This is a genomic window from Pseudobutyrivibrio sp. MD2005, assembly GCF_000621865.1.
Lineage (GTDB): Bacteria > Bacillota > Clostridia > Lachnospirales > Lachnospiraceae > Pseudobutyrivibrio.
Genome location: NZ_JHXE01000008.1, coordinates 1 through 26,544, shown reverse-complemented (window position 1 = coordinate 26,544; position 26,544 = coordinate 1). Strand labels below are relative to the sequence as shown.

At 39.7% G+C, this 26,544-nt stretch carries 40 protein-coding genes; 38 read left to right on the top strand and 2 right to left on the bottom strand.

Going from position 1 to position 26,544, the window contains the following annotated elements; all coding sequences use genetic code 11:
• The first annotated feature begins 70 nt into the window (after nucleotides 1–70).
• Nucleotides 71–1,360 (top strand): diguanylate cyclase domain-containing protein, encoded by a 1,290-nt coding sequence (locus tag T498_RS16030; RefSeq protein ID WP_051524531.1) that lies wholly within the window; start codon nucleotides 71–73, stop codon nucleotides 1,358–1,360.
• 56 nt (nucleotides 1,361–1,416) lie between these two features.
• On the opposite strand, the gene T498_RS0101740 is transcribed toward T498_RS16030, so the two are convergent.
• Together T498_RS0101740 and T498_RS0101735 are read right to left on the bottom strand one after the other, a co-directional pair.
• Complete coding sequence (locus T498_RS0101740; RefSeq protein WP_028234432.1) at nucleotides 1,417–2,787, bottom strand: MATE family efflux transporter; 1,371 nt, start codon at nucleotides 2,785–2,787, stop codon at nucleotides 1,417–1,419.
• A gap of 33 nt (nucleotides 2,788–2,820) precedes the next feature.
• A complete protein-coding gene (locus T498_RS0101735) occupies nucleotides 2,821–3,708 on the bottom strand; it encodes a class I SAM-dependent methyltransferase (RefSeq protein WP_028234431.1) in 888 nt (295 codons plus the stop codon).
• A 510-nt stretch (nucleotides 3,709–4,218) separates the two neighbouring features.
• Here T498_RS0101735 and rpsJ point away from each other — a divergent pair.
• The 37 genes from rpsJ to T498_RS0101550 all read left to right on the top strand — a co-directional run bounded on the left by rpsJ (nucleotide 4,219) and on the right by T498_RS0101550 (nucleotide 26,154).
• Complete coding sequence (gene rpsJ, locus T498_RS0101730; RefSeq protein WP_015548360.1) at nucleotides 4,219–4,530, top strand: 30S ribosomal protein S10; 312 nt, start codon at nucleotides 4,219–4,221, stop codon at nucleotides 4,528–4,530.
• A 256-nt stretch (nucleotides 4,531–4,786) separates the two neighbouring features.
• Entirely contained in the window at nucleotides 4,787–5,470 is a 684-nt protein-coding gene (gene rplC, locus T498_RS0101725) for a 50S ribosomal protein L3 (protein ID WP_028234430.1), read from the top strand.
• A gap of 29 nt (nucleotides 5,471–5,499) precedes the next feature.
• The gene (gene rplD / locus T498_RS0101720; protein ID WP_028234429.1) at nucleotides 5,500–6,120 is read left to right on the top strand and encodes a 50S ribosomal protein L4; all 621 of its coding nucleotides are present in this window, start codon (nucleotides 5,500–5,502) and stop codon (nucleotides 6,118–6,120) included.
• Nucleotides 6,120–6,419, top strand: coding sequence for a 50S ribosomal protein L23 (rplW, locus tag T498_RS0101715; RefSeq protein ID WP_015548357.1), 300 nt, complete (start codon nucleotides 6,120–6,122; stop codon nucleotides 6,417–6,419). The genes rplD and rplW overlap by 1 nt, the downstream gene beginning before the upstream one ends.
• A 72-nt stretch (nucleotides 6,420–6,491) precedes the next feature.
• Nucleotides 6,492–7,334 carry a 50S ribosomal protein L2 gene (rplB, locus tag T498_RS0101710; protein ID WP_028234428.1) on the top strand — a complete coding sequence of 281 codons (843 nt, stop codon included), beginning with the start codon at nucleotides 6,492–6,494 and terminating at the stop codon, nucleotides 7,332–7,334.
• Between the two features lie 11 nt (nucleotides 7,335–7,345).
• Complete coding sequence (gene rpsS, locus T498_RS0101705; protein WP_028234427.1) at nucleotides 7,346–7,627, top strand: 30S ribosomal protein S19; 282 nt, start codon at nucleotides 7,346–7,348, stop codon at nucleotides 7,625–7,627.
• A 22-nt stretch (nucleotides 7,628–7,649) separates the two neighbouring features.
• Entirely contained in the window at nucleotides 7,650–8,039 is a 390-nt protein-coding gene (rplV, locus tag T498_RS14525; protein WP_036977655.1) for a 50S ribosomal protein L22, read from the top strand.
• Nucleotides 8,040–8,050: 11 nt separating this feature from the next.
• Nucleotides 8,051–8,710: a 30S ribosomal protein S3 gene (gene rpsC, locus T498_RS0101695; RefSeq protein WP_028234425.1), complete on the top strand. Its 660-nt coding sequence runs from the start codon at nucleotides 8,051–8,053 to the stop codon at nucleotides 8,708–8,710.
• Between the two features lies 1 nt (nucleotide 8,711).
• Nucleotides 8,712–9,140 (top strand): 50S ribosomal protein L16, encoded by a 429-nt coding sequence (rplP, locus tag T498_RS0101690; RefSeq protein WP_028234424.1) that lies wholly within the window; start codon nucleotides 8,712–8,714, stop codon nucleotides 9,138–9,140.
• A complete protein-coding gene (rpmC, locus tag T498_RS0101685) occupies nucleotides 9,140–9,346 on the top strand; it encodes a 50S ribosomal protein L29 (RefSeq protein ID WP_015548351.1) in 207 nt (68 codons plus the stop codon). Before rplP ends, rpmC begins: the two co-directional genes overlap by 1 nt.
• 41 nt (nucleotides 9,347–9,387) lie before the next feature.
• On the top strand, nucleotides 9,388–9,642 hold the full coding sequence (gene rpsQ / locus T498_RS0101680; RefSeq protein ID WP_028234423.1) for a 30S ribosomal protein S17: 255 nt from the start codon (nucleotides 9,388–9,390) through the stop codon (nucleotides 9,640–9,642).
• 18 nt (nucleotides 9,643–9,660) lie between these two features.
• A complete protein-coding gene (gene rplN / locus T498_RS0101675; protein ID WP_015548350.1) occupies nucleotides 9,661–10,029 on the top strand; it encodes a 50S ribosomal protein L14 in 369 nt (122 codons plus the stop codon).
• 13 nt (nucleotides 10,030–10,042) lie between these two features.
• On the top strand, nucleotides 10,043–10,354 hold the full coding sequence (gene rplX, locus T498_RS0101670) for a 50S ribosomal protein L24 (RefSeq protein WP_015548349.1): 312 nt from the start codon (nucleotides 10,043–10,045) through the stop codon (nucleotides 10,352–10,354).
• A gap of 22 nt (nucleotides 10,355–10,376) precedes the next feature.
• Complete coding sequence (gene rplE / locus T498_RS0101665; protein WP_028234422.1) at nucleotides 10,377–10,922, top strand: 50S ribosomal protein L5; 546 nt, start codon at nucleotides 10,377–10,379, stop codon at nucleotides 10,920–10,922.
• Nucleotides 10,923–10,932: 10 nt separating this feature from the next.
• On the top strand, nucleotides 10,933–11,118 hold the full coding sequence (locus tag T498_RS0101660; protein ID WP_028234421.1) for a type Z 30S ribosomal protein S14: 186 nt from the start codon (nucleotides 10,933–10,935) through the stop codon (nucleotides 11,116–11,118).
• A 40-nt stretch (nucleotides 11,119–11,158) separates the two neighbouring features.
• The gene (rpsH, locus tag T498_RS0101655) at nucleotides 11,159–11,560 is read left to right on the top strand and encodes a 30S ribosomal protein S8 (protein ID WP_028234420.1); all 402 of its coding nucleotides are present in this window, start codon (nucleotides 11,159–11,161) and stop codon (nucleotides 11,558–11,560) included.
• An 88-nt stretch (nucleotides 11,561–11,648) separates the two neighbouring features.
• Nucleotides 11,649–12,188: a 50S ribosomal protein L6 gene (gene rplF, locus T498_RS0101650; protein ID WP_028234419.1), complete on the top strand. Its 540-nt coding sequence runs from the start codon at nucleotides 11,649–11,651 to the stop codon at nucleotides 12,186–12,188.
• Nucleotides 12,189–12,206: 18 nt separating this feature from the next.
• Nucleotides 12,207–12,575: a 50S ribosomal protein L18 gene (gene rplR / locus T498_RS0101645; RefSeq protein WP_028234418.1), complete on the top strand. Its 369-nt coding sequence runs from the start codon at nucleotides 12,207–12,209 to the stop codon at nucleotides 12,573–12,575.
• Between the two features lie 11 nt (nucleotides 12,576–12,586).
• The gene (gene rpsE / locus T498_RS0101640; protein WP_015548344.1) at nucleotides 12,587–13,096 is read left to right on the top strand and encodes a 30S ribosomal protein S5; all 510 of its coding nucleotides are present in this window, start codon (nucleotides 12,587–12,589) and stop codon (nucleotides 13,094–13,096) included.
• Between the two features lie 14 nt (nucleotides 13,097–13,110).
• Nucleotides 13,111–13,296, top strand: a complete 186-nt coding sequence (gene rpmD / locus T498_RS0101635; protein WP_015548343.1) for a 50S ribosomal protein L30 — start codon at nucleotides 13,111–13,113, stop codon at nucleotides 13,294–13,296.
• A gap of 17 nt (nucleotides 13,297–13,313) precedes the next feature.
• Nucleotides 13,314–13,757 (top strand): 50S ribosomal protein L15, encoded by a 444-nt coding sequence (gene rplO / locus T498_RS0101630; RefSeq protein WP_028234417.1) that lies wholly within the window; start codon nucleotides 13,314–13,316, stop codon nucleotides 13,755–13,757.
• Nucleotides 13,757–15,076, top strand: coding sequence for a preprotein translocase subunit SecY (gene secY, locus T498_RS0101625; protein ID WP_028234416.1), 1,320 nt, complete (start codon nucleotides 13,757–13,759; stop codon nucleotides 15,074–15,076). Before rplO ends, secY begins: the two co-directional genes overlap by 1 nt.
• Before the next feature lie 101 nt (nucleotides 15,077–15,177).
• The gene (locus tag T498_RS0101620; RefSeq protein WP_028234415.1) at nucleotides 15,178–15,822 is read left to right on the top strand and encodes an adenylate kinase; all 645 of its coding nucleotides are present in this window, start codon (nucleotides 15,178–15,180) and stop codon (nucleotides 15,820–15,822) included.
• A gap of 1 nt (nucleotide 15,823) precedes the next feature.
• Nucleotides 15,824–16,624: a type I methionyl aminopeptidase gene (gene map / locus T498_RS0101615; protein ID WP_028234414.1), complete on the top strand. Its 801-nt coding sequence runs from the start codon at nucleotides 15,824–15,826 to the stop codon at nucleotides 16,622–16,624.
• A complete protein-coding gene (locus tag T498_RS0101610) occupies nucleotides 16,615–16,881 on the top strand; it encodes a hypothetical protein (protein ID WP_028234413.1) in 267 nt (88 codons plus the stop codon). Before map ends, T498_RS0101610 begins: the two co-directional genes overlap by 10 nt.
• Nucleotides 16,874–17,092: a translation initiation factor IF-1 gene (gene infA / locus T498_RS0101605; protein WP_015548337.1), complete on the top strand. Its 219-nt coding sequence runs from the start codon at nucleotides 16,874–16,876 to the stop codon at nucleotides 17,090–17,092. Before T498_RS0101610 ends, infA begins: the two co-directional genes overlap by 8 nt.
• A 118-nt stretch (nucleotides 17,093–17,210) precedes the next feature.
• Nucleotides 17,211–17,324: a 50S ribosomal protein L36 gene (gene rpmJ, locus T498_RS0101600; protein WP_004604068.1), complete on the top strand. Its 114-nt coding sequence runs from the start codon at nucleotides 17,211–17,213 to the stop codon at nucleotides 17,322–17,324.
• Between the two features lie 204 nt (nucleotides 17,325–17,528).
• Nucleotides 17,529–17,897, top strand: a complete 369-nt coding sequence (gene rpsM, locus T498_RS0101595; protein ID WP_028234412.1) for a 30S ribosomal protein S13 — start codon at nucleotides 17,529–17,531, stop codon at nucleotides 17,895–17,897.
• 34 nt (nucleotides 17,898–17,931) lie between these two features.
• Nucleotides 17,932–18,324, top strand: a complete 393-nt coding sequence (gene rpsK, locus T498_RS0101590; protein ID WP_015548335.1) for a 30S ribosomal protein S11 — start codon at nucleotides 17,932–17,934, stop codon at nucleotides 18,322–18,324.
• A gap of 16 nt (nucleotides 18,325–18,340) precedes the next feature.
• On the top strand, nucleotides 18,341–18,934 hold the full coding sequence (gene rpsD, locus T498_RS0101585; protein WP_028234411.1) for a 30S ribosomal protein S4: 594 nt from the start codon (nucleotides 18,341–18,343) through the stop codon (nucleotides 18,932–18,934).
• Between the two features lie 157 nt (nucleotides 18,935–19,091).
• Complete coding sequence (locus T498_RS0101580) at nucleotides 19,092–20,051, top strand: DNA-directed RNA polymerase subunit alpha (RefSeq protein ID WP_028234410.1); 960 nt, start codon at nucleotides 19,092–19,094, stop codon at nucleotides 20,049–20,051.
• A gap of 135 nt (nucleotides 20,052–20,186) precedes the next feature.
• Nucleotides 20,187–20,711, top strand: a complete 525-nt coding sequence (locus tag T498_RS0101575; RefSeq protein WP_028234409.1) for a bL17 family ribosomal protein — start codon at nucleotides 20,187–20,189, stop codon at nucleotides 20,709–20,711.
• A 147-nt stretch (nucleotides 20,712–20,858) separates the two neighbouring features.
• Complete coding sequence (locus T498_RS0101570) at nucleotides 20,859–22,223, top strand: MATE family efflux transporter (RefSeq protein WP_028234408.1); 1,365 nt, start codon at nucleotides 20,859–20,861, stop codon at nucleotides 22,221–22,223.
• Between the two features lie 126 nt (nucleotides 22,224–22,349).
• On the top strand, nucleotides 22,350–23,129 hold the full coding sequence (locus T498_RS0101565) for an SDR family oxidoreductase (RefSeq protein WP_036977654.1): 780 nt from the start codon (nucleotides 22,350–22,352) through the stop codon (nucleotides 23,127–23,129).
• Nucleotides 23,130–23,325: 196 nt separating this feature from the next.
• Nucleotides 23,326–24,363 (top strand): ABC transporter substrate-binding protein, encoded by a 1,038-nt coding sequence (locus tag T498_RS0101560; protein WP_028234406.1) that lies wholly within the window; start codon nucleotides 23,326–23,328, stop codon nucleotides 24,361–24,363.
• A gap of 70 nt (nucleotides 24,364–24,433) precedes the next feature.
• Nucleotides 24,434–25,357: an ABC transporter permease gene (locus T498_RS0101555; protein WP_028234405.1), complete on the top strand. Its 924-nt coding sequence runs from the start codon at nucleotides 24,434–24,436 to the stop codon at nucleotides 25,355–25,357.
• Nucleotides 25,357–26,154 carry an ABC transporter ATP-binding protein gene (locus tag T498_RS0101550; RefSeq protein WP_028234404.1) on the top strand — a complete coding sequence of 266 codons (798 nt, stop codon included), beginning with the start codon at nucleotides 25,357–25,359 and terminating at the stop codon, nucleotides 26,152–26,154. The genes T498_RS0101555 and T498_RS0101550 overlap by 1 nt, the downstream gene beginning before the upstream one ends.
• Nucleotides 26,155–26,544: the final 390 nt, after the last annotated feature.

The following is a 26,544-nucleotide window of genomic DNA, read 5'->3' as shown; positions in this document are numbered from 1 at the left end:
AAATTCTTACATTTCTCCTTGGAGTTGAAGTATTATATACATAGGTGCATTTGATAATAAGGAGATTCGTATGGCTAATGCAGATATGAAAAACAGTTTAAAAAAGCAAATGCTAAAAATAACTCTAGTGCCTCTGACGCTCATGACAATTGCTATTGTGGCAATCAGTGCAAGCATAGTGCAAAAGTCTATCACTGATCAGATTAAAGCTGAACTGATACATGATGCAGAACTGGTTGGGTTTATTTTTGATGAGTTTTATGAAGGTGAGTTTCATATTGAAGAAGGTGAAGGCGAAAATGATTACGAGATCTACAAAGGCGAGCAGCTTTTAAATGGCAAAGATACTCTTATGTCTAAGCTTTCACGTATTCAAAATATTGACGTCTCGATATTCTACAACGATACACGATTGCTCACTACTTTGGTAGATGAAAATGGTAATAATGCGGTGGGTACAAAAGCTGCTACAGTTGTAAAGAAAGATGTCATAGAAGGAGGTCAACCAGCTTTCTATGACAACGTAATAGTTCACGATACCAAGAGCTTTGCATACTACAAACCTTTCTTTGATGAAAACAATAAAGTCATAGGAATGATTGCTGTTTGTCGTTCTGGAGCAGATGTTCAACAGCAGGTATTCCATTATGTTTTACCCGTTGTGGGAGTATGCATAGTTGTAGCGTTATTCTTTGGTTTTATTATGGTTAAATTCAATGGTAAGCTGGCTGAAAAAATCCATAATATGGATCGATACATGAATAAGCTTGCTAATGGTGAATTTGATTCAGAAATGCCAAGAGAATTAATGGCCACCGATGATGAAATAAAGAGTCTTGCTACTGATGGTAAAAAGATGGCGAAAGCCTTGAAGATGCTTGTAGAGTTTGATGCTCTAACTGAGCTAAATAACAGACGCTCTGCCGATAAGAAACTTGAAGAAATCCGAATTAAGGCAGTAGAAATGGGAATGAAATATTGCGTGTGCATTGGCGATATCGATTTTTTTAAAAAAGTAAACGATACTTATGGACATGAAATGGGTGATGTTATACTAAAATCCGTGGCGGATAAGCTCAAAAAGGGAATGACAGGAAAAGGCTTTGTGGCTCGTTGGGGCGGCGAAGAGTTCTTGTTAATCTTTGAAAACCGAGAATTGGATATTGCCAATCGAGAACTATCGATGATTCTGGATGATGTTCGGACGATTTATATACCAAAGACTGATAAGCAGGTTACAATGAGTTTTGGTATAACTGCACTTGTGCCAGGAGAGTCTACCGATGAATCTCTTAATCGCGCTGATACAAATCTATATGCAGCAAAGGAGTCTGGCAGAAATCAGATTATATGTAAATAATTGATATGTGAAGATAATAAAAATGCCGTCTAGCAAATGTTGCTAGGCGGCTTATTTTAAATCTGTTTAAATTCAGGACGGTTGAACTCGATGCGTACAAGGATAAAACATATTATAAATGAAAGTGCATCGGCGATAGGGCCGGCATAAAGTACTCCATTGAATCCAAAAATCATAGGTAAGAATATGATGAGCGGTGTAAGGAATAATACCTGTCTTGTAAGAGACATAAATATACCTTTGTATGGCTTTCCAATTGATGTAAAGAAATTGGATGATAAAGGCTGTAGGAAAGCTGTCCATATTCCAAAGAGGAATATTCTAAAGTATTTTTCACAGAATGAAAAATATAACTCATCTCCGGATCCAAATATTGACACAATCTGGCGTGGGAATAATTGGAAACAAGCCCAACTTACCATTGTGATGCAAAATGCAAGCTTGATGGCAAGATGATATGCGTCTTTTACGCGTTGAAACTGTCTAGCACCATAATTAAAACTGATAATAGGCTGCAATCCCTGTGATATACCGATTACAAATGAGAAACAGATTCCATTTACCTTTGATATGATACCTGCGCATGTGATAGGAATATCAGAACCATATATTGATTGTGCACCATAGTGGCCCATAACGTGATTCATTACGATTTGTACTAGCATCATAGCAATTTGATTTATAAATGGTGCTGCACCAAGTGATGTGATAGCGGCTATATTATGAAGACTAGGTACAAAATGTTTCTTTTCTAATTTAACGGTTTTAAACTTTGTAAGATAGAAAAGAACCATAAAACCTGCAACATATTGACCGATTATGGTGGCAACAGCGGCACCAGTCATGCCCCAACCAAATACTGCTACAAACAAGAAATCAAGTATTGTGTTAATGATGGCACCGGTCATATTGATTGCCATGGTCATGTTTGGACTACCATCCGCTCTAACAATATGAGCACCACCAGCGGATAAGATAAATAATGGATATCCAAGTGCGCAGATTTTAGAGTATTCAGCCGCATATGGAAGAATGTTTTCTGTTGCGCCACAACCAATAAGGATAGGCTCAAGGAATAATTCTGTAATGGCTGTAAGCAATAGCCCGCCAAGAATCATTACAGTAACGGCGTTTCCTATATAATAACCAGCTTTTTTTGTCTCGCCACGCCCCATAGCAAGGTTAAATGTAGAGGCTGATCCGATTCCACATAACAAAGCTATGGAAACATTTAGTATGGAAAGTGGGAACTGGATGTTGGTTGCACCATTTCCTAAAGGTCCTACAAAGTTTCCGATAAACAGCTGATCCACCATATTGTAAAGTGAACCAACGAGCATTGCTATAATACTTGGTATTGCAAATCTTTTGAGAAGCACTCCTACTGGCTCTGTACCCAGTGGATTTGCCATAGTTCTCTTTGTCATATTTTTAGTGTTCCTTCTATAATATAGTGTGATTTATTCTCTAGTCCATCTGCCGCTTGCACCGCAAGGGAGAACAAGCCCTGATTCTGATACAGGTAAGCCGATTTCATCAGCAGTGACCTTACCAGGATGTTTCTTTAATAGAGCAGTGCTAATCATATAGTTTAAAACTGCTGGCTGAAGGCCTGTAGTGTATGAATTAACAAGGAAGAATAAAGCATCTTCAGATAGTATCTGCTCGCAAAGTTCAATGAATGGGAAAATATCATCTTCGATTTTCCATATTTCGTTCTTTAAACCTCTTCCATATGAAGGTGGATCCATGATGATACCGTCATATTTGTTGCCACGACGAATTTCACGTTCAACAAACTTGCGGCAATCGTCAACGAGCCATCTGATTGGTGCATCACCTAATCCTGAGGAGATGGCATTTTCTTTTGCCCAACCAACCATACCTTTTGACGCATCAACATGTGTTACCTGAGCTCCTGCAGCTGCAGCAGCAAGTGTTGCTCCGCCAGTATAGGCAAATAAGTTAAGTACTTTTACAGGACGGTTCTTTTCTGTTATTTCCTTATTTATAATAGAAGAAAACCAATCCCAGTTAACTGCCTGCTCAGGGAAGATACCTGTGTGCTTAAAAGCAAAAGGCTTAATATTGAATGTAAGCTCGTGCTGGCAAATAGGATAGCTGATTGTCCACTGCTCTGGCAAATCAAAAAATTCCCATTCACCGCCACCTCTGTTTGAACGATGGTAATGTCCGTTTAGCTTCTTATAATAAGGAGATGATTTTTTTGTATTCCAAATTACCTGAGGATCAGGACGAAGGAGAATGTATTCTCCCCAGCGCTCAAGTTTCTCGCCTGAACTACAATCTATTATTTCGTAATCTTTCCAATTATTTGCTACTTGCATATAATACACCTTGCTTTCTATTATATTCCCCAGCCCTCACCAAGAGGAGAAGGCGCCCGAAGGTCGAATGAGGTGTTGATTTTTATTGTCACTCCGACTATTATACTGAAAGAATATTAATCTTCAATGACTTCTAGTCTAAAAAAATCATTTCAACCACAATATTTAGAGGTTTTTAAGATTGTACTAAATAAAATACAATTATTTTTATCTTTTTCTTGCATGTATCCCCTTTAGCGTGTATATTATTACTTGCTGTGACATGATAGCTATGAAGCGTGAGGTTGCAACCTAGTTACTCAGGTTGGTTTTCCGTGGAGCGAATGTCAAGTTAGGAAACTGACGACAAGTCACTGTACAACAGAAAACCGTCCGCTTTGCGGAAACGACGTGTGAGAGCTTGAATCACTTTTTAAAAGTTGATACATGAAACACACGGGTAAGTGTACAGTCGCCACTTGTTCGATTTTTCAGAAGTCTAGAAAAACGAAAAAGGAGGAGACTTTTTTTATGGCAAATCAAGTTATGAGAATCACACTCAAGGCTTATGATCATGAGTTAGTAGATTCATCTGCCAAGAAAATCATCGAGACTGTTAAGAAGAACGGAGCACAGGTTAGTGGTCCAGTACCTCTTCCAACAAAGAAGGAAGTTGTTACAATTCTTAGAGCCGTACATAAGTACAAAGACTCTCGTGAGCAGTTCGAGCAGAGAACTCATAAGAGATTGATTGATGTCATTGATCCAACACAGAAGACTGTTGAAGCACTTTCTAAGTTAGAAATGCCAGCAGGTGTTGAAATCAGCATCAAGAACAAGTAATTTCAGGATTTTCTAGTGTAACGCGGAAAATCGTGAACAGCGACGAGCCCATTCGCGAAGCGAATTATGATGGCGAGTCACATTGTGAGTTCATTTAATCAAGTTAACATCCAAGATGGTTTTATATAGAAGCAACTTAGATTTCTTATCTAGTTCCACTTATATGACACTGTTCTAGGATGAACGGTTCCGCTACCCACTCTATATTATTAATAGGGCACGAAGCGTTCCGCTGTAGAAAATGGAGGTAAGAAACATGAAGAAAGCTATTTTAGCTACAAAGGTCGGAATGACTCAGGTCTTCTCAGAAGGCGGCGAGCTTATTCCTGTAACTGTTCTTTCTGCTGGTCCTTGTGTTGTTACACAGATCAAGACAGTAGAGAATGACGGTTACGATGCAGTTCAGGTAGGCTTTATTGACAAGAAGGTTAAGCTTGTTAACAAAGATGCTAACGGACGCAAAGAAATCATTCATCGTAATGGCGTAAACAAGCCAGAGAAGGGTCACTTCGATAAGGCTGGAGTTGAGCCAAAGAGATTTGTTAGAGAGTTCAGATTTGATAATTGTGCAGATTATGCACTTGCTCAGGAAATCAAGGCTGATATCTTTGAGGCTGGTGACAAGGTTGATGCAACAGCTACATCAAAGGGTAAAGGATTCCAGGGCGCTATCAAGAGATTAGGCCAGCACAGAGGTCCTATGGCTCACGGTTCTAAGTTCCACAGACACCAGGGTTCAAATGGTGCTTGTTCATCACCTAGCCGTGTATTCAAGGGCAAGGGTATGCCTGGTCAGATGGGTGGAAACAGAGTTACAATCCAGAATCTTGAGATTGTACGTGTTGATGCTGAAAACAATCTGCTTTTAGTAAAGGGTGCTGTTCCAGGACCAAAGAAGTCTCTTGTAACAATCAAAGAGTCAGTTAAAGCAGGAAAGTAATCTTACGATAGGAAAGGAGGAGCTTAGCGATGGCTAAAGTATCCGTATACAATATGGAAGGCAAAGAAGTTGGCACCATGGATCTTAACGACAGCATCTTCGCAGTTGAGATTAATGAGCATTTAGTTCACATGGCAGTTGTTCAACAGCTTGCAAATAACCGTCAGGGAACACAGAAGGCTAAGACACGTTCTGAGGTTTCTGGTGGTGGTAGAAAACCTTGGAGACAGAAGGGAACAGGTCATGCAAGACAGGGTTCTACAAGATCTCCACAGTGGACAGGTGGTGGCGTTGTATTCGCTCCAACACCAAGAGATTATACATTTAAGCTCAATAAGAAGGAGAAGAGAGCAGCTCTTAAGTCTGTACTCACTTCTGCAGTTAATGAGAACAAGTTTATCGTTGTTGATGAGCTTAAGTTAAACGAGATTAAGACAAAGGATTTTGCAAAGGTTCTTACAAACCTTAACGTTGAGAAGGCACTTGTTGTTCTTGATACAAATGATCAGAACGTAGTAATGTCTGCAAAGAACATTCCTACAGTTAAGACAGCTCTTACAAACACAATCAACGTTTATGACATCCTTAAGTACAACACAGTAGTTGTTACAAAGGCTGCTGTAGATCAGATTCAGGAGGTATATGCATAATGGCAAATGTACAATATTATGACGTAATCCTAAAGCCTGTAATCACAGAGAAGTCAATGAACGCTATGGCTGAAAAGAAGTACACATTCTTAGTTCATCCAGAAGCTAACAAGACAATGATTAAGGAAGCTGTTGAGAAGATGTTCGACGGAGTAAAGGTTGCATCAGTTAACACAATGAACGCTGATGGCAAGACAAAGAGACGTGGAATGACATTCGGTAAGACAGCAAAGACAAAAAAGGCTATCGTACAGCTTACAGCTGATAGCAAAGACATCGAGATTTTCTCAGGTCTATAAAATAGGCAAGAGTTAATTAATTTTATGCGCAGTCGAGCGCGATAATAAACGAGTAACGAAAGGAGAACTAAAATGGGAATTAAGACATATAACCCATATACACCTTCTAGAAGAAATATGACTGGTTCAGATTTTGCTGAGATCACAAAGTCATCTCCAGAGAAGTCACTTCTTGTTTCTTTAAAGAAGCACGCTGGTCGTAACAATCAGGGTAAGATTACCGTTAGACATCACGGTGGCGGTAACAGACAAAAATATAGACTTATTGATTTTAAGAGAAATAAGGATGGAATTCCTGCAAAGGTAATCGGTATCGAGTACGATCCAAACAGAACAGCTAACATCGCTCTTATCTGCTACGCAGATGGTGAGAAGGCTTACATCCTTGCTCCAGCTGGTCTTACAGACGGCATGACAGTTATGAACGGTGCTGACGCTGAAGTTAGAGTTGGTAACTGCTTACCACTTGAGAAGATTCCAGTTGGTACACTTATTCACAATATCGAGCTTTATCCAGGCCGCGGCGGACAGCTTGTTCGTTCAGCTGGTAACTCAGCTCAGCTCATGGCTAAAGAAGGAAAGTATGCAACACTCCGTCTTCCTTCAGGCGAAATGAGAATGGTACCTATCAACTGCCGTGCATCTATCGGTGTTATCGGTAACGGTGATCACAACCTTGTTAAGATTGGTAAAGCTGGTCGTAAGAGACACATGGGTATCAGACCTACAGTTCGTGGTTCTGTTATGAACCCTAATGACCATCCACACGGTGGTGGTGAGGGCCGCGCTCCTATCGGACGTCCAGGTCCATGTACACCTTGGGGCAAGCCAGCTCTTGGTCTCAAGACAAGAAAGAAGCACAAGCAGTCTAACAAGCTCATCGTAAGAAGACGCGATGGTAGAGCTATCAAATAAGGAGGATACACATGGCACGTTCATTAAAAAAAGGACCATTTGCTGATGCAAGCTTATTAAAGAAGGTTGATGCTATGAACGCTAGCGGAGACAAGTCAGTTATCAAGACATGGTCACGCCGTTCTACAATCTTCCCACAGATGGTTGGACATACAATTGCAGTACATGACGGAAGAAAGCATGTTCCAGTATATGTTACAGAAGATATGGTTGGACACAAGCTTGGAGAGTTCGTTGCTACTAGAACCTACAGAGGTCACGGTAAGGACGAAAAGAAGTCAAAGGTACGCTAATTAACAGAAAGGAGTTTTAATCATGGCTAAGGGACATAGATCTCAAATTAAACGTGAGAGAAACGATGTAAAGGATACAAGACCTTCAGCAAAGTTATCTTATGCTAGAATGTCAGTTCAGAAGGCTTGTTTCGTACTTGATGCCATTCGTGGTAAGGATGTTAACACAGCTCTTGCTATCGTAATGTACAATCCAAGATACGCTTCAAGTGTTATAGAGAAATTACTTAAGTCTGCTATTGCAAACGCTGAGAACAATAACGGCTTAGATAGTAAGGATCTTGTTGTAGCAGAGTGCTATGCAAACAAGGGACCTACAATGAAGAGAATCAGACCAAGAGCACAGGGTAGAGCTTACAGAATCGAAAAGAGAATGAGCCACATCACTATCGTGCTTGATCAGAAAAATTAAGGAGGCAAAACATGGGACAGAAAGTTAATCCTCATGGCTTAAGAGTCGGTGTTATTAAGGACTGGGATTCTAAGTGGTATGCTGAGGGCGAGAACTTCTCAGACTACTTAGTTGAAGACTATAATATCAGAAAATTTCTTAAGAAGAAGCTTTACGCTGCAGGCGTTTCTAAGATTGAAATCGAGCGCGCTGCTGGTAGAGTAAAGGTTACAGTTTACACAGCAAAGCCTGGCGTAGTTATCGGTAAGGGTGGCGCTGAAATCGACAAGATTAAGACAGAGCTCCAGAAGCAGACAAGCGATAAGCTTGTTGTAGATATCAAGGAAATCAAGAGACCAGATCGTGATGCACAGCTTGTTGCTGAGAACATTGCAGGTCAGCTTGAGAACCGTGTATCTTTCCGTAGAGCAATGAAGTCTTGCATGTCAAGAGCAATGAAGACTGGCATCAAGGGTATCAAGACAAGCTGTTCAGGACGTCTTGGTGGTGCTGATATGGCACGTAGCGAGTCTTACAACGAAGGTACTATTCCACTTCAGACACTTCGTGCTGATATTGATTATGGATTCGCTGAGGCTGACACTACTTATGGTAAGGTTGGCGTAAAGGTATGGATCTATAAGGGTGAAGTACTTCCAAAGAAGAAGAATGTGGAAGGAGGAGCCGAGTAATATGTTAATGCCAAAGAGAGCGAAGCATAGAAAACAGTTCCGTGGAAACATGGCTGGTAAAGCTTCAAGAGGAAATAAGATTTCATACGGTGAGTATGGTATCGTTGCAATGGAGCCAGCTTGGATTAAGTCAAACCAGATCGAGGCTGCTCGTATCGCTATGACACGTTACATTAAGCGTGGTGGTAAAGTTTGGATCAAGATTTTCCCAGACAAGCCAGTTACTGCAAAACCTGCTGAAACTCGAATGGGTTCAGGAAAGGGTACACTTGAATATTGGGTAGCTGTTGTTAAGCCGGGCCGTGTATTATTCGAGATCTCAGGAGTATCTGAGGAAGTTGCTAGAGAAGCACTTCGTCTCGCTACACATAAACTTCCTTGCAAGTGCAAGATAGTTTCCCGTGAGGATTTAGAAGGCGGTGAAGCATAATGAAGAATACAAAGTACGTAGAGGATTTAAAGAATACTTCAGTAGCAGAGCTTAATGCTCAGCTCGTAGAAGCTAAGAAAGAACTTTTCAACTTAAGATTCCAGAATGCTACTAACCAGTTAGATAACACAGCAAGAATTCGTGAAGTTCGTCGTAACATCGCTCGTATTCAGACTGTTATCACAGAAGCTGAGAAGAATGCATAATTAACTTACGAATCTTAATTATTTGAAAGGAGATCAAAAACGTGGAAAGAAACTTAAGAAAAACACGTACAGGTGTTGTTGTAAGTGACAAGATGGATAAGACAATCGTTGTTGCAATCCGTGATAACGTAAAGCATCCACTTTACAACAAGATCGTTAAGAAGACATATAAGCTTAAGGCTCACGATGAGAACGGCGATGCTCACATCGGAGATACAGTAAAGGTTATGGAGACTAGACCACTCTCTAAGGATAAGAGATGGAGACTTGTTGAAGTAATCGAGAGAGCAAAATAATTAAAGGAGGCTACTATAATGGTACAACAGGAAAGTAGATTAAAGGTAGCCGATAATACAGGAGCAAAGGAAATCCTTGTTATCCGTGTTATGGGTGGATCTACAAGAAGATATGCCAACATTGGCGACGTAATTACTGCTACCGTTAAAGATGCAACACCAGGTGGCGTTGTAAAGAAGGGTGACGTTGTTAAGGCAGTAGTTGTTCGTTCAGTAAAGGGTGCCCGTCGTAAAGATGGTTCATATATCAAGTTTGATGAAAATGCTGCAGTCATCATCAAAGATGACAAGACTCCAAGAGGAACTCGTATTTTTGGACCTGTAGCTAGAGAGCTTCGTGAGAAGCAGTTCATGAAGATTGTTTCTCTCGCTCCAGAAGTATTGTAGGAGGAAGAGTAGAATGGCAACTATGAAAATTAAAAAGGGCGATACTGTTCGTGTCATCGCTGGTGGCGATGTTAACAACGAAGGTAAGGTTATCGCAGTAGATAAGAAGAATAACACCGTTACAGTTGAAGGTGTTAACATGGTTAAGCGTCATGTTAAGCCTAGCATGGCTAACCAGGCAGGCGGTATCATCGAGCAGGAAGCTCCTATCGATGCTTCAAACGTTATGTTACTTCATAATGGTCAGCCTACACGCGTTGGCTTCAAGATGGACGGAGATAAGAAAGTCCGTTTCGCTAAGAAGACTGGCGAAGTGATTGACTAATTGAAGAAAGGAGAACAGTTCGTTGAGTAGATTAAAAGATCAGTATCTTAATGAAATCGTACCAGCAATGGTAGAGAAGTTTGGATACAAGAATATTATGGAAGTTCCTAAGATCGAAAAGATCGTTGTCAACATGGGTGTTGGCGAAGCAAAGGACAATGCAAAGCTTCTTGAGTCTGCAGTTAATGATATGGAAAAGATTACAGGCCAGAAAGCAGTTACAACAAAGGCTAAGAACTCAGTTGCTAACTTCAAGATTCGTGAAGGTATGGCAATTGGTTGCAAGACTACACTTCGTGGAGAAAAGATGTATGAGTTCGCAGATCGTCTCATCAACCTTGCACTTCCACGTGTACGTGACTTTAGAGGTGTAAATCCTAATTCATTCGATGGAAGAGGTAACTATGCACTTGGTATTAAGGAGCAGATTATCTTCCCAGAGATCGAGTACGATAAGATCGACAAGACTCGTGGTATGGATATCATCTTCGTAACTACAGCTAAGACAGATGAAGAGGCTAGAGAATTACTTCGTTTATTCAATATGCCTTTCGCTAAGGAAGCATAGGAGGAAAGTTATGGCAAAGAAGTCAATGAAAGTTAAGCAGCAGCGCACAGCTAAGTTCTCTACACAAGAGTACAGCCGCTGCAAAATCTGCGGTCGTCCACATGCATACCTTAGAAAGTATGGTATTTGTAGAGTATGTTTCCGTGAGTTAGCTTACAAGGGACAGATTCCTGGCGTTAAGAAAGCTTCATGGTAATTAAGCGAGCACAGATTGAAAATTAGGAGGAAATTGCATCATGACAATGAGTGATCCAATAGCAGATATGCTTACAAGAATCCGTAATGCAAATACTGCAAAACATGATACAGTAGATGTTCCTGCATCTAAGATGAAGGTTGCAATTGCAGACATTCTTGTAGATGAAGGATTTATCACAAAGTATGACATCGTTGATAATGGTAACTTCAAGGATATCCGTGTTACATTAAAGTACGGTGCAAACAAGAACGAGAAGATTATTTCTGGTATTAAGAGAATTTCTAAGCCAGGTCTTCGTATTTACGCTGGTAAGGACGATATCCCATACGTTTTAGGTGGACTTGGTATCGCTATCCTTTCAACAAACAAGGGCATCATCACAGATAAGGAAGCTCGTAAGCTTCAGGTTGGTGGCGAAGTTCTTGCATACGTTTGGTAATATATCCAAACAATTTAGTAACTAATTACCTAAAAGTATAACCCGGTTACAGAAGCCGGACATACAGTATATTTAAGGAGGTACGGGCATGTCACGTATAGGAAGAATGCCAATCGCAGTTCCAGCTGGTGTTACAGTTGAGATTGCAGAAAATAATCATGTGACTGTAAAAGGTCCTAAGGGCACTCTTGAGAGAACACTTCCATCAGAGATGGATATCAAGCTTGAGGGTGAAGAAGTTGTTGTTACAAGACCTAATGATTTAAAGAAAATGAAGTCTTTACATGGTCTTACAAGAACACTTATCAACAACATGGTTGTTGGTGTTACAGCAGGCTATGAGAAGACTCTTGAGGTTAACGGTGTAGGTTATAGAGCATCTAAGGCTGGTAAGAAGCTTACTCTTAACCTTGGTTACTCTCATCCAGTAGAGATGGAAGATCCAGAGGGTATCGAGTCAACTGTTGACGGAAATAAAATTATCATCAAGGGTATCGACAAGGAAAAAGTTGGTCAGTACGCTGCCAACATCAGAGATAAGAGAAGACCTGAGCCATATAAGGGTAAGGGTATTAAGTACGCTGATGAAGTTATTAGACGTAAAGTCGGTAAGACCGGTAAGAAATAGTAAAGGAGTGAATGTAAAATGGTAAGTAAGAAATCTAGACAAGTAGTTCGCCAGACAAAGCATAGAAGACTTCGTAACACTCTAGCCGGTACTGCAGAAAGACCTCGTTTAGCAGTGTTCAGAAGCAATAATCACATGTATGTTCAGGTTATTGATGATACATGTGGAAATACACTCGTTTCAGCATCTACTCTTGACGCAGACGTTAAGGCAGATCTTGCAAAGACAAATAACGTAGAAGCTGCTTCAAAGCTTGGTACAGTTATTGCAAAGAAGGCACAGGAAAAGGGAATCAAGGAAGTCGTATTCGACAGAGGTGGTTACATTTATGCCGGCAAGGTTGCAGCTCTTGCAGACGCAGCTAGAGAAGCTGGATTAGAATTCTAGGAGGAGAACACATGAAACGTGAAATCATTGACGCTAGCCAGTTAGAGTTAACTGAGCAGGTTGTAGAAATTAAGCGTGTAACAAAGGTTGTTAAGGGTGGACGTAACATGCGTTTCACAGCTCTTGTTGTAGTAGGCGATAAGAACGGACACGTTGGCGCTGGACTTGGCAAGGCAGCTGAAATTCCAGAAGCTATCCGCAAGGGTAAGGAAGATGCAATGAAGAAGCTTATTACAGTTAAGCTTGACGACAACCACAGTATTACACATGACATTCAGGGTAAGCACACAGGCGCTTCTGTACTTCTTAAGAAGGCTCCAGAAGGTACTGGTATCATCGCTGGTGGTCCAGCTCGTGCCGTATGTGAGCTTGCAGGTATCGGAAATATCCGTACAAAGTCACTTGGATCATCAAATAAGCAGAACGTTGTTCTTGCTACTATCGAAGGACTTAAGCTTCTTAAGTCACCTGAAGAAGTAGCTAAGGCTCGTGGCAAGAAGGTTGAAGACATTCTTGCTTAAGGAGGAAAGTTAAAATGGCAGAGAAGAAGTTAAGAGTAACACTCGTAAAGTCTACAATCGGTGCTGTTCCTAAGAACAAGAAGACTGTAGAAGCACTTGGCCTTAGAAAGGTCAACAAGACTGTTGAGCTTCCTGACAACGACAGCGTTCGCGGAATGCTTAGAATGGTCAATCACTTAGTAAAAGTTGAAGAAATTTAATAGAAGGAGGTGCCATAATGGATTTATCTAACTTACAGCCAGCAGAAGGCTCAAAGCATAGCGATAATTTCAGAAGAGGCCGTGGTCACGGTTCAGGTAATGGCAAGACTGCTGGTAAGGGTCATAAGGGACAGAAGGCTCGTTCAGGCGGAAGCATTAGACTTGGATTCGAAGGTGGACAGATGCCTTTATACAGACGTCTTCCTAAGCGTGGTTTCAAGAATAGAAATACAAAGGAAATCGTTGGTATCAATGTTTCTTATTTAGAGAGATTTGAAAATGGTGCTACTGTAACTGTTGATACACTTATCGAGAGTGGTATCATTAAGAACCCTCGCGATGGCGTTAAGATTCTTGGCGGCGGCGAGCTTACAAAGAAGCTCAACGTTCAGGCAAACGCATTTAGCGCTAGCGCAAAGGAAAAGATTGAAGCTTTAGGCGGAACTGTAGAGGTGATCTAATGCTTCAAACACTACGCGATGCATTTAAAATTAAAGATTTAAGAAGAAGAATAGGTTTTACATTTTTAATGCTTATTGTTGTCAGACTGGGAAGTTTACTTCCTGTGCCTGGCATCAATGGTAGTGCCTTTGCAAGTCTTTTTGAAAATAGTGATAATGCATTAAACTTCTTTGATTCAATCACTGGTGGTTCATTTTCTGCAATGTCAGTATTTGCATTAAATATCACACCATACATTACATCTTCAATCATTATGCAGTTGCTTACAATTGCATTTCCTAAGCTTGAAGAGATGCAGCGTGATGGAGAGCAAGGAAGAAAAAAGATGACGCAGATTACTCGTTATCTTACTATAGCATTGGCATTAGGTGAGTCAATCGCCATGGCAATAGGCTTTGGTAGAAGCGGATATCTTGTTACATATTCTGTTCCATTTATTAATTATGTACTTGTTGTTGCCGCTCTTACAGCTGGTTCTGCAGTATTAATGTGGATCGGTGAAAGAATCACAGAAAAGGGTATTGGTAATGGTATTTCAATAGTTCTTACTATTAACATCGTTAGCCGTATCCCTTCTGATTTAACAAAGCTTTATGAGCAATATATGAAGGGCAGAACAATTCCAAAGGCTACTTTAGCAGGAATAGTTATTGCTGCAGTCATTGTTGCATTAGTTGTATTCGTAGTTATTTTACAAAGTGCAGAGAGACGTATTCCTGTTCAATATTCGAATAAGATTCAGGGTAGAAGACAGGTTGGTGGTAATTCATCAGTTATTCCTATGAAGGTTAATACAGCTGGTGTTATCCCAGTTATCTTTGCTCAGTCTTTACTTCAGACTCCAATCATGCTTGTTCAGTTATTTGACAAGAATGGTGTTCAAGGATTCTGGGGCAAAGTGTTAAATGGTATGAATCAGTCAAATTGGTTTAATCCAGCAAATTGGATATACACAATTGGCGCTGTAGTATATGTACTACTTATTATTGGTTTCGCATATTTCTATACAGAGATTACATTTAATCCTCTTGAGATTGCAGAGAACCTTAAGCGCTCAGGCGGTTTTATCCCTGGTATTAGACCAGGAAAGCCAACATCTGATTATCTTACAGCTATTTTAAAGCATGTAATTTTTATCGGAGCAATTGGTCTTTCAATAGTAGCGTTACTTCCTATTGTCTTTAATGGTTTAGTTGGTGCTAGTGTTTCATTCGGCGGTACATCAATTATCATTATTGTTGGTGTAATTGTAGAAACACTTAAGCAAGTTGAATCACAGATGATGGTTCGTAATTATAAAGGATTTTTGAATGATTAATCGTTAATCATTTATTACACCATAGGAGATACGTTTTTACGTATCTCTTAAGGTGTTTTTAGATGTTTTTTTATTTAACCGAAAGCAGGAGGGTTTAGTTTATGAAGATTATTATGTTAGGTGCACCTGGTGCAGGCAAAGGTACACAGGCAAAGCAGATTGCTGCCAAGTATTCAATTCCTCACATTTCCACAGGTGATATATTCCGTGCCAACATAAAAAACGGTACTGAACTGGGCAAAAAGGCTAAGGAATACATGGATCAAGGTTTGCTTGTTCCAGATGAACTTACATGTGATCTTGTAATGGACCGCATTGCTCAGGATGATGCTAAAAACGGTTTCGTTTTAGATGGATTCCCAAGAACTATTCCACAGGCCGAGGCACTTGATGTTGCACTTACTAAGATTGGTGAGGCTATGGATTATGCGATTGATGTAGATGTTCCTGATGAGAATATCATCAATAGAATGTCTGGACGTAGAGCTTGCTTAAATTGCGGTGCTACATATCACATCGTATCTATTCCACCAAAGAAAGAGGGCGTATGTGACTCTTGTGGAAATGAATTAGTACTTAGAGATGATGATAAGCCAGAAACAGTTAAGAAGAGACTTGATGTATATCATGAGCAGACACAGCCACTTATTGATTTCTATAAGGGCAAAGGAATTCTTAAGTCTGTTGATGGTACACAGCCAATGGAAAAGGTGTTTGATGATATCACATCTATTTTAGGAGCTTAAGATGTCAGAGACAATCACTATTAAAACTGAAGAAGAAATTCAATTGATGCGTGAGGCAGGAAAAATTTTGGCTCAGGTTCATGAAACTCTTGCTAATGAGATTCATGAAGGCATGTCTACATATGAAGTGGATAAGCTTGGCGAGGAAGTAATCCGAAGCTTTGGATGCGAGCCAAATTTTAAAGGACTATATGGTTATCCAGGAAGTGTATGTGTTTCTGTTAATGATGAAGTCGTTCATGGAATTCCATCAAAAGATAGAATTCTTGTTAATGGCGATATTGTCAGTCTTGACACTGGAGTACTATATAAGGGTTATCATTCAGATGCTGCTCGTACTGTAGGAATTGGAGAGATTAGTAAAGAGGCTAAGCTTCTTATAGAGAGAACACGCCAATCATTTTTCCAAGGTATGAAGTATGCTACTGCAGGAAAACATCTCTACGATATCTCTGGTGCAATTGGAGATTATGCGGAAAGCTTTGGCTACGGTGTTGTTAGAGATTTAGTTGGACATGGAATTGGTACTAGTTTACATGAAGCACCAGAAATTCCCAATTTTAGACGTAAGTTTAGAAAAGGTCCTAAACTCATTAAAGGAATGACATTAGCTGTCGAACCAATGATAAATGCTGGTAGCTGCGATGTTGCATGGATGGATGATGAATGGACAGTTGTTACTATGGATGAATCACTTTCAGCCCATTATGAGAACACGATTGTAATTACTGATGGAGCTCCAGAAATTCTGACTCTAACCCCATCTGAATTAAAAAATCCGGAGGGAAACAAATGGATTTAATGCTAGCAATTTCAAAGGCAGGCCATGATAAGAAAGATATATATGTAATAATTAACGAGGACGATAATTATTATTATCTTGCGAATGGCACTACAAAGACTTTGGAAAAGCCAAAAAAGAAAAAGAAAATTCATTTACAGCTAATTAAAAATATTCCATCTGATATTTTGGATGAAATAGCAGATAGAAATTCACTAGATGATGTAGCAATCAAAAGAATTCTTAAGAGTTATAATAGGAGGAATGAAAATGTCTAAGGCAGATGTTATTGAAGTTGAGGGAGTTGTAGTTGAGAAGCTTCCAAATGCAATGTTTAAGGTAGAGCTCGAAAATGGTCATCAGATTCTTGCTCATATCAGTGGTAAGTTAAGACAGAATTACATCAGAATCTTACCAGGTGATAAAGTAACAATTGAGATGAGTCCTTATGATCTTTCAAAAGGAAGAATTATATGGAGAGATAAATAAAAAAAGTTATTGACATACTTAAGAACGGTCGCTATACTATTAAGCGGACGTTTTTAGAATGTTCAAATAAAGATTGACCACAACCCTTGAAAAAAGGGGCATGGAAAGGAGGAAAATCGTGAAAGTAAGATCTTCTGTTAAGCCTATGTGCGAGAAGTGCAAGGTCATCAAAAGAAAGGGTAGTATTCGTATTATCTGCGAAAACCCAAAGCATAAGCAGCGTCAGGGTTAATTCTGATTTGTTTATGTAGCATTTTATTATGTGCGGCTGCAGTCTAAAGAGTATCTAATTTAGGCTGTTCATAATAAATAGGTCCATCATACCGGGACCAAATTGGACAAGATATGGGAGTACACACATTTCAGGCCGAGTGATCGGAGCTGTATTTTCTGTATCGCTTATCAATAGTAGAAATTTATGGAGGTGTAAACACACATGGCTCGTATTGCAGGTGTAGATTTACCAAGAGACAAGAGAATTGAAATTGGTTTAACTTACATTTACGGAATTGGTAGAGTAAGCTCAAACAAAGTTCTTGAGGCAGCTGGTGTAGATCCTAACACACGTGTTAAGGATTTAACTGATGAAGAAGTTAAGAAGATCAGCACAGTTATCGATGAGACATTAACTGTTGAAGGTGATCTTAGAAGAGAAGTTGCCCTTGATATTAAGAGACTTCAGGAAATCGGATGCTATAGAGGAATCCGTCATAGAAAGGGTCTTCCTGTTCGTGGACAGAAGACTAAGACAAACGCTCGTACTCGTAAGGGTCCAAAGCGTACAGTAGCAAATAAGAAGAAGTAATTATTTTATAGAAAGAAAGTAGGTTAGTTTAATTATGGCTAAAGTTGCAAAGAAGACAACAAAAAAGCGTGTAAAGAAAAACGTTGAACACGGACAGGTACATGTTCAGGCATCTTTCAATAACACTATCGTAACTATTACTGATGCTCAGGGCAATGCTCTTTCATGGGCAAGTGCTGGTGGTCTAGGATTTAGAGGTTCAAGGAAATCTACTCCTTATGCTGCACAGATGGCAGCAGAGACAGCAGTTAAGGCTGCATTAGTTCACGGTTTAAAGAGTGTAGATGTATTCGTTAAGGGACCAGGTTCAGGACGTGAAGCTGCAATCAGAGCAATCGATGCAAACGGCGTTCAGGTTCTTACAATCAAGGATGTTACTCCAGTTCCACATAACGGATGTCGTCCACCAAAGCGTAGAAGAGTCTAATTAGGAGGGAAATCTAATGGCAGTTAATAAGACACCAGTTCTTAAAAGATGTAGATCTCTTGATTTAGATCCTACATTTTTAGGATATGATAAGAAGTCACACAGACAAAAAAATAGAGGAAGAGGAAAGAAGTCTGAGTACGCTCTTCAGCTTCAGGAGAAGCAGAAGGCTAAGTTCATCTATGGCGTACTTGAAAAGCCTTTCCGTAATTACTATGAGAAGGCAGACCGTCAGAAGGGTATGACAGGTGAAAACCTTATGACAATGCTTGAGAGCCGTCTTGATAACGTAGTATTCCGTATGGGATTTGCTCGTACAAGAAGAGAGGCACGTCAGGTTGTTGATCACAAGATGTTCCTTGTAAACGGTAAGCCAGTTAACGTTCCTTCATACCTTGTAAAGGCTGGAGACGTTATCGAGGTTCGTGAGAAGTCAAAGAGCCTTCAGAGATTTAAGGATATTACAGAGGTTACAGCTGGTAGAACAACTCCTGAGTGGGTTGAGGTTGACGCTGAGAGCCTTAAGGGTACAGTTAAGGAGCTTCCTAATAGAGAGCAGATTGATGTTCCTGTAGACGAGATGCTTATCGTCGAGTTATATTCAAAATAATAAATTTTAGTGAATGTTTACAAAAAGCACTTATACAAGCTTGCTTGTATAAGTGCGATTTGTTACAATTTTACTATGCGACAATGAGCAATTTGCAGAATATTTTTTAATATTCTGTTTTTTAGAGTCTATTACATTATATTAAGGAGGCAATGTAGTGTTAAATTTTGAAAACCCAAATATTGAAATCGTAGAGATTTCTGAGGACAAAAAATACGGCAGATTCGTTGTAGAACCTCTTGAGAGAGGTTACGGTATAACACTTGGTAATTCTCTTCGTAGAATTATGCTTTCGTCTCTGCCAGGTGCTGCAGTTAGCCAGATAAAGATTGAAGGCGTACTTCATGAGTTTAGTGCTATTCCTGGAGTAAAGGAAGATGTTACTGAAATCGTTATGAACATCAAGGAGCTTGCTATTAGAAATAATAGTTCTTCTGATGAGCCAAAGACTGCTTATATCGAGTTCGAGGGCGAGGGAGTAGTTACTGCTGCTGATATTCAGGTTGATTCTGATATCGAGATTATTAATCCAGATCTTGTTATTGCTCACCTTAATGGTGGTAATGATTGCAAGTTATATATGGAACTTACAATCACAAAGAATCGTGGTTACATCTCAGCAGATAAGAATAAGACTCCAGATACTCCAATCGGTAAGATTGCAGTTGATTCTATCTACACACCAGTTGAGCGTGTAAATATGACTGTAGAAGACACACGTGTAGGCCAGGTTACAGATTATGACAAGCTTACACTTGATGTATATACAAATGGTACAATGGGTCCAGATGAGGCTGTTTCTATGGCTGCAAAGGTACTCAGCGAACATTTGAATTTATTTGTTAATCTTTCAGATGCTGCTCAGGATCTTAGCGTTATCGCTGATAAGCCTGATGATACAACAGGAAAGACTCTTGAAATGAGCATTGATGAGCTTGAGCTTTCAGTTCGTTCATACAACTGCTTAAAGAGAGCTGGTATCAACACAGTAGCAGAGCTTTGCGACAAGTCACCGGATGACATGATGAAGGTTCGTAACCTTGGTCGCAAGTCTATGGAAGAAGTAGAGCAGAAGCTTCAGGAACTTGGTCTTTCACTCAGAATGATTGAGGACTAATTCCTAGCTATAAAGTAACAGGAAATAATGCAGGGAAAATAAGACCGATGAGCATTTCCGTGTATACTTTCCATCACGTGGTTGTAGGGTAAGACCGATGAGCACCTATGGCTTGTTTATTAGGAGGAAAGCAAAATGGCAAAGTACAGAAAATTAAGCAGAACATCATCTCAGAGAAAGGCTCTTTTAAGAAATCAGGTAACAGAGCTTCTTCACCATGGTAAGATCGTTACAACTGAGGCTAAGGCTAAGGAAGTAAAGAAGATCGCTGAGCATATCATTACACTTGGTATCAAGGAAAAGGATAACTTCGAAGAAGTTACAGTACAGGCTAAGGTTGCTCGTAAAGATAAAGATGGTAAGAGAGTTAAGGAAGTTGTTGATGGCAAGAAGGTTACTGTATACGATACAGTAGATAAGAAGATCAAGAAGGATTCTCCTTCAAGACTTCACGCTCGTCGTCAGATGATGCAGGTTCTTTACACACCAACAGTTAAGGGTGCTAAGAAGAGCGAAACACACAAGGTTGACATGGCAAACTTCGTATTCGATGAGATCGCTCCAAAGTATGTAGATCGCAAGGGTGGTTATACACGTATCATTAAGATCGGACCACGTAAGGGCGATGCTGCTATGGAAGTAGTTCTTGAGTTAGTATAATTTATGCCTTCAAGATCCCAGGACATATGTCCTGGGATTATTTTGTTTTAAATGACAAACACTAATTTTAATGTTTCCTAAAATAGTTTAGAAGTGTATTATACAAATATAAGAGAAAGAAATAAGAATACTATGAGAGGATAACTAATGGCATCAGATTCAACAAGAAAAATGACAGAAGGCAACCCTTTGACATTAATATTAGGGTTTTCAGTTCCTATGCTAGCAGGATTATTATTTCAACAGATGTATAACTTGGTGGATACAATAATAGTTGGGCAAACACTTGGTGATAATGCACTGGCAGCGGTAGGTTCAACCGGATCTATTAACTTTTTGATTAATGGATTCTGCATGGGAATATGTTCTGGGTTTGCAATTCCGGTAGCTCAACGTTTTGGTGCTGAATCATATGATTCAATGCGAAAATTTGTTGGTAATTCAATAGTTTTATCTGCAATATTTTCAGTAGCGCTTACTATTATAGTCGGTATATTTTGCTATCAGATATTGGCTATAATGCGTACACCAGAAGACATTATTGATTTGGCTTACTCTTATATATCTATTATATTTTTAGGAATACCAGTAACGTTTTTATACAATTTAACAGCCGGTATAATGCGTTCTCTTGGCGATAGTAAAACGCCTACATATTTCCTGATTATGGCAGCGGGCATAAATATAGTTTTAGATATAGTGTTTATTATAGTGTTGGGAATGAGCGTTAACGGACCAGCTTTAGCAACAGTGCTATCTCAGTTAATAGCAGGTATGAGCTGCTTGATTTACATGAAAAAGAAATTCCCTATCCTCAAATTAACAAAGGAAGACTGTAAGCTTGGCAAGCATCATAGTCAGGTCTTGATATCTATGGGCATTCCTTTTGGTTTACAGTATTCTGTAACAGCTATAGGATCAGTAATACTACAAACAGCAGTAAATGGGCTTGGAACTGTGGCCGTCGCGTCAATGACTGCTGGCTCAAAGGTTTCAATGTTTGTGGTTTGTCCATTTGACGCTCTTGGAGGCACCATGGCTACTTATGCAGGCCAGAATGTGGGTGCTAAGAATATACCTCGAGTAATAAAAGGTACCTGGGTTGCTCAGTTATTAGGCACAATTTATGCGGTAGTGATATTAGTGGTTTTGTTTTTCTCGGGCAGGTATATTTTACATTTATTCACTTCCACAAGTATTGTTATAGACCAGGCTATGCAATTTCTGTTGGCAAATGCAGTGACTTATACTTTGCTTGCTGCAGTAAATATTTTTAGGTTCGCTATACAAGGTATGGGATTTTCGACATTCGCAATATATTCGGGAGTAATGGAAATGATCGCCAGAATTCTTGTGGCGTTTACATTTGTTCCTATGATTGGATATGCCGGTGCAATTTGGGCAAGTCCAGTTGCTTGGCTATTTGCAGTCTTCTTCTTAATACCTGGATTTTATTCATGTTGCAAGAAGCTTGATAATAAATTTAACGGGGCACAAATATATCATCTGTAAAAGTTTGATAATTAACAAACTAATTGTCAGAAAAGTGTAAAATTAATATAAAATTGCAACAACAATGCTTACATTAATAATCATAATCTGATACAATAACCTCAAATTAAAGGAGGAAGTTGTATTATGGAAAGAAAGTATTTTGATTTAACAGGACAAGTCGCTCTTGTAACGGGCTGCTCTTCTGGTCTCGGGGTGCAGATGGCGAAAGCATTGGCATCGCAGGGCTGCAACATTGTTGCAGTGGCAAGACGCCAAAATCTTATTGAAGAAGTTGCTTCTGAAATTGAAAAAGAATTTGGTGTAAAAGCTATAGGTGTACCATGTGATATCATTGACACTGATAGAGTTAATGCAACGGTTGATACAGTGTTAAAAGAATTTGGCAGAATTGATATCTTAATCAATAATGCAGGAACTGGTTCTGGTGCAACACCTGCAGAGGATGTTCAAGATTCACAGTTTGAAGGCGAAGTTGCTATAGATCTCACCGGCAGCTTTAAGATGGCAAGAGCAATTGCTAAAAAGGCAATGATTCCGGCTGGATATGGTCGAATTATAAACATATCTTCAATGTATGGCTTGGTAGGAAATAATATTGCGCCAGCGGCAGCTTATCACGCTGCAAAGGGGGGTGTAGTTAATCTTACAAGAGCCTTGGCGGCTGAATGGGGCAATAAAGGCATTACGGTAAATGCTATTTGTCCGGGCTATTTTGAAACTCCACTTACAAAGGAAACACTAGACAGTGAGTTTTTCCAGCAATATGCTAAGACAATGATTCCGCTTAATAGATATGGCAAGGAAGGTGAATTGGATTCTGCAGCCATTTTCTTGGCGTCTCCAGCAAGTACATATGTAAATGGTGTAATTCTTCCAGTAGATGGTGGATATACATGCATGTAAATTAAATGGGCTCTAGTAGCCCATTTTTTAAAATGTGGATTAATAATCCCAGGCCTTGTTATTGATAAAATCCAGCAACCAGTAATCTTATATCAAAATAAAATTTTTGCTCTTGTTCAGAAAATAAGATATATTGACTTTAGCGATTAAAAGTGCTAAAGTATCACAAAAGAATATAAATCAGGAGGGGAAAAACATGAAGAAGAAAATTCTGGCAACAGTTTTGGCATCGGCATTGGCTCTTAGTATGGTAGGTTGTGGAACAGACGCAGCAGCTAAGAAAGAAGCAGAATCCTCAACTGCTCAGACAGCAGAATCTACAGAGAAAGATGCTAATCAGACATATAATGTAGGAGTACTTCAGCTGGTACAGCATCCAGCACTTGATACAGCAACAGAAGGCTTTTCTGATGCATTAAAGGATAAGCTTGGTGATCAGGTAGAAATCAACGTACAGAATGCATCTGGTGATACAGCTACTTGCGCAACAATCGCTACATCATTTGTATCAGATAATGTAGATTTAATTATGGCAAATGCTACACCAGCTATGCAGGCAAGTGCTACAGCTACAAATTCTATTCCAATCGTTGCAACATCTATTACAGATTATGGCACAGCACTTGGAATCAAGGACTGGGATGGAACAACAGGAATGAATGTAACAGGTACATCTGATTTAGCACCACTTGATGGCCAGGCAGAAATGCTCAACGAGCTTTTCCCTGATGCAAAAGAGGTAGGTATCATCTACTGCTCAGGTGAGGATAACTCATTATATCAGGCAAATCAGATTACAGAATATCTTGAGGGATATGGATACACTGTTACAGCTTACACATTCTCAGATTCAGCAGATGTAGCTACTGTAGTACAGTCAGCATGTGGAGCAAGCGATGTTTTATATGTACCAACAGATAACGTTGCAGCAAGCTGTGCAGAGACAATCAACAATGTTGCATTAACAGCAGGTGTTCCAATCATCGCTGGTGAGGAAGGAATCTGTAAAGGTTGTGGTCTTGCAACATTATCAATTTCATACTACGACATCGGATATTCAGCAGGTCTTATGGCATACGAAATTCTTGTAAACGGCAAGGATCCTGCAACATATGAAATCGAGTATGCTCCAGAGTTCACTAAGGAATACAATCCTGTAATAGCTGAGGAGCTCGGTATCACACTTCCAGATGATTACAAAGCAATTGATATGGAAGAAAATGCTGAAGAATAAGATTTAGCAACAAAATAAAATTATTTTGGGGCAAGGTCAGATATTTTGACCTTGCTCTTTGGAGTTAAAAATGGGAATCGAAACATTAATAGCGGGAATGCCTGGTACAGTGGCACAGGGTATAATATACGGAATAATGGCACTAGGCATCTTTATTACATTTAAATTATTAAACTTTGCAGATTTGTCTGTAGACGGATCATTTGCTACTGGCGGCGCTGTTGCAGCTATGGTGATAATATCTGGACACTCATGGGTTTTAGCCCTTGTATTAGCTTTTATTTCAGGAGCTTTAGCTGGATTTATTACTGGATTTTTGCATACGGTTCTTGGTATACCAGATATTCTTGCAGGAATACTAACCCAATTAGCGTTATATTCAATAAATCTGAGAATAGCTAAAAATCAGCCAAATACATCAATTCCAGTTGATAAATACAATTTGGCTATTTCTCTTAGATACAAGACAGACGCACTTATTACAGTACTTGTTATTGCAGTAATTATCATCGCAATCATGTACTGGTTCTTTGGAACAGAGATGGGTTCTGCTTTACGTGCTACAGGAACAAATCCTGCAATGACAAAGGCACAAGGTATTAATGTAAATGTTATGAAAGCCTTGGGACTTGTTATCTCTAATGCGTTAGTTGCATTTGCTGGAGCATTATTTGCTCAGTTCAATGGATATGCAGATGTAAATATGGGTAGAGGTGCCATTGTAATCGGTCTTGCATCAATTATTATTGGCGATGTTTTGTGTAATACATTCTTTAGAAAAAAGAGTGCATTCTGGCTTTCGCTAGGATTTGTAATTGTAGGTGGAATTCTTTACTACATATTTATCGCAATCGTATTATGGCTCAAGATGCCAGCAAACGATATGAAGCTATTTACAGCTATTATAGTAGCAATCTTCCTCGCTGTTCCTTACTTGAAAGGTCAAATGAACAGCTCATTTAGAAAGGCTGCAAGAAGAGGAGGAAGAAGATAGTGTTAAATGCAAATAAATTACGTAAAACATTTAATCCAGGTACAATTAATGAAAAAGTTGCTTTAAACGGTGCTTCTTTGTACTTGGAGGATGGAGAGTTTTGTACTGTAATCGGTGGAAACGGTGCAGGTAAATCCACATTCCTCAATGCAGTAGCAGGTGTTTGGCCAGTAGATGCAGGTACTATTTCAATTGATGGAGTAGATGTTACAGGTCTTCCAGAACACAAAAGAGCAAAATATTTAGGTAGAGTATTTCAGGATCCAATGACAGGAACCGCTGCAAATATGCAGATTGATGAGAATATGGCATTAGCTGCAAGACGTGGCAAGTTCAGAGGATTAGGCTGGGGCGTTACAAGAGATGAGCGAGAGAAATACCATGAAATGCTCAAAGAATTGGATTTAGGTCTAGAAGATAGATTGACAGCCAAGGTTGGTCTTCTTTCAGGAGGTCAGCGCCAGGCCCTCACTCTATTGATGGCTACAATCCAAAAACCGAAGGTACTTTTACTAGATGAACATACAGCGGCTCTTGATCCTAAGACTGCATCAAAGGTTTTAGAAATAACAGATATGCTTATTAGAGAGCATGGTCTTACAGCGATGATGGTCACACATAATATGCGTGATGCTATCACATATGGAAATCGCCTTATCATGATGAATGAAGGCAGAGTAATCCTCAATATCAGCGGAGAAGAAAAGAAAAATCTTACTATTGAGGATTTGCTACACAAATTTGAAGAGGTATCTGGTACAGAATTTACCAATGATACAGAAATATTGTCTAAGTAGTTTGGAGCCATTGGCATGTATTTGCTAATGGCTCTTTGATGTGCGCCTAGCGGCGCACGTTTCTAACGGGTTCAAGTCCCGAATCCACCCGGTAGTGGGAAGGATATAGCCGAAGGCAAGGGTGTCCGCCGCGAGGTGGAATCTGAAGGAAGCTGGATGTGGGGAACATACTAACCCACGGGCAAATCTCCGGTCTGACGTACAGAAATCTCATACGAGGTTATGCATGAGGGTAAGGCTGCATCACAAGTCGAAGCCCAATAACTACACGGAATCATGCATGATAAATGAGGCAGATAGATGGAGAGGAAGAAACGTGTGGTACCTAGGGAGGTCTGTGTGAAACGCTCCGAAAGGAGTAACCACCGTACAAGGAAACGAGGCGGTGCT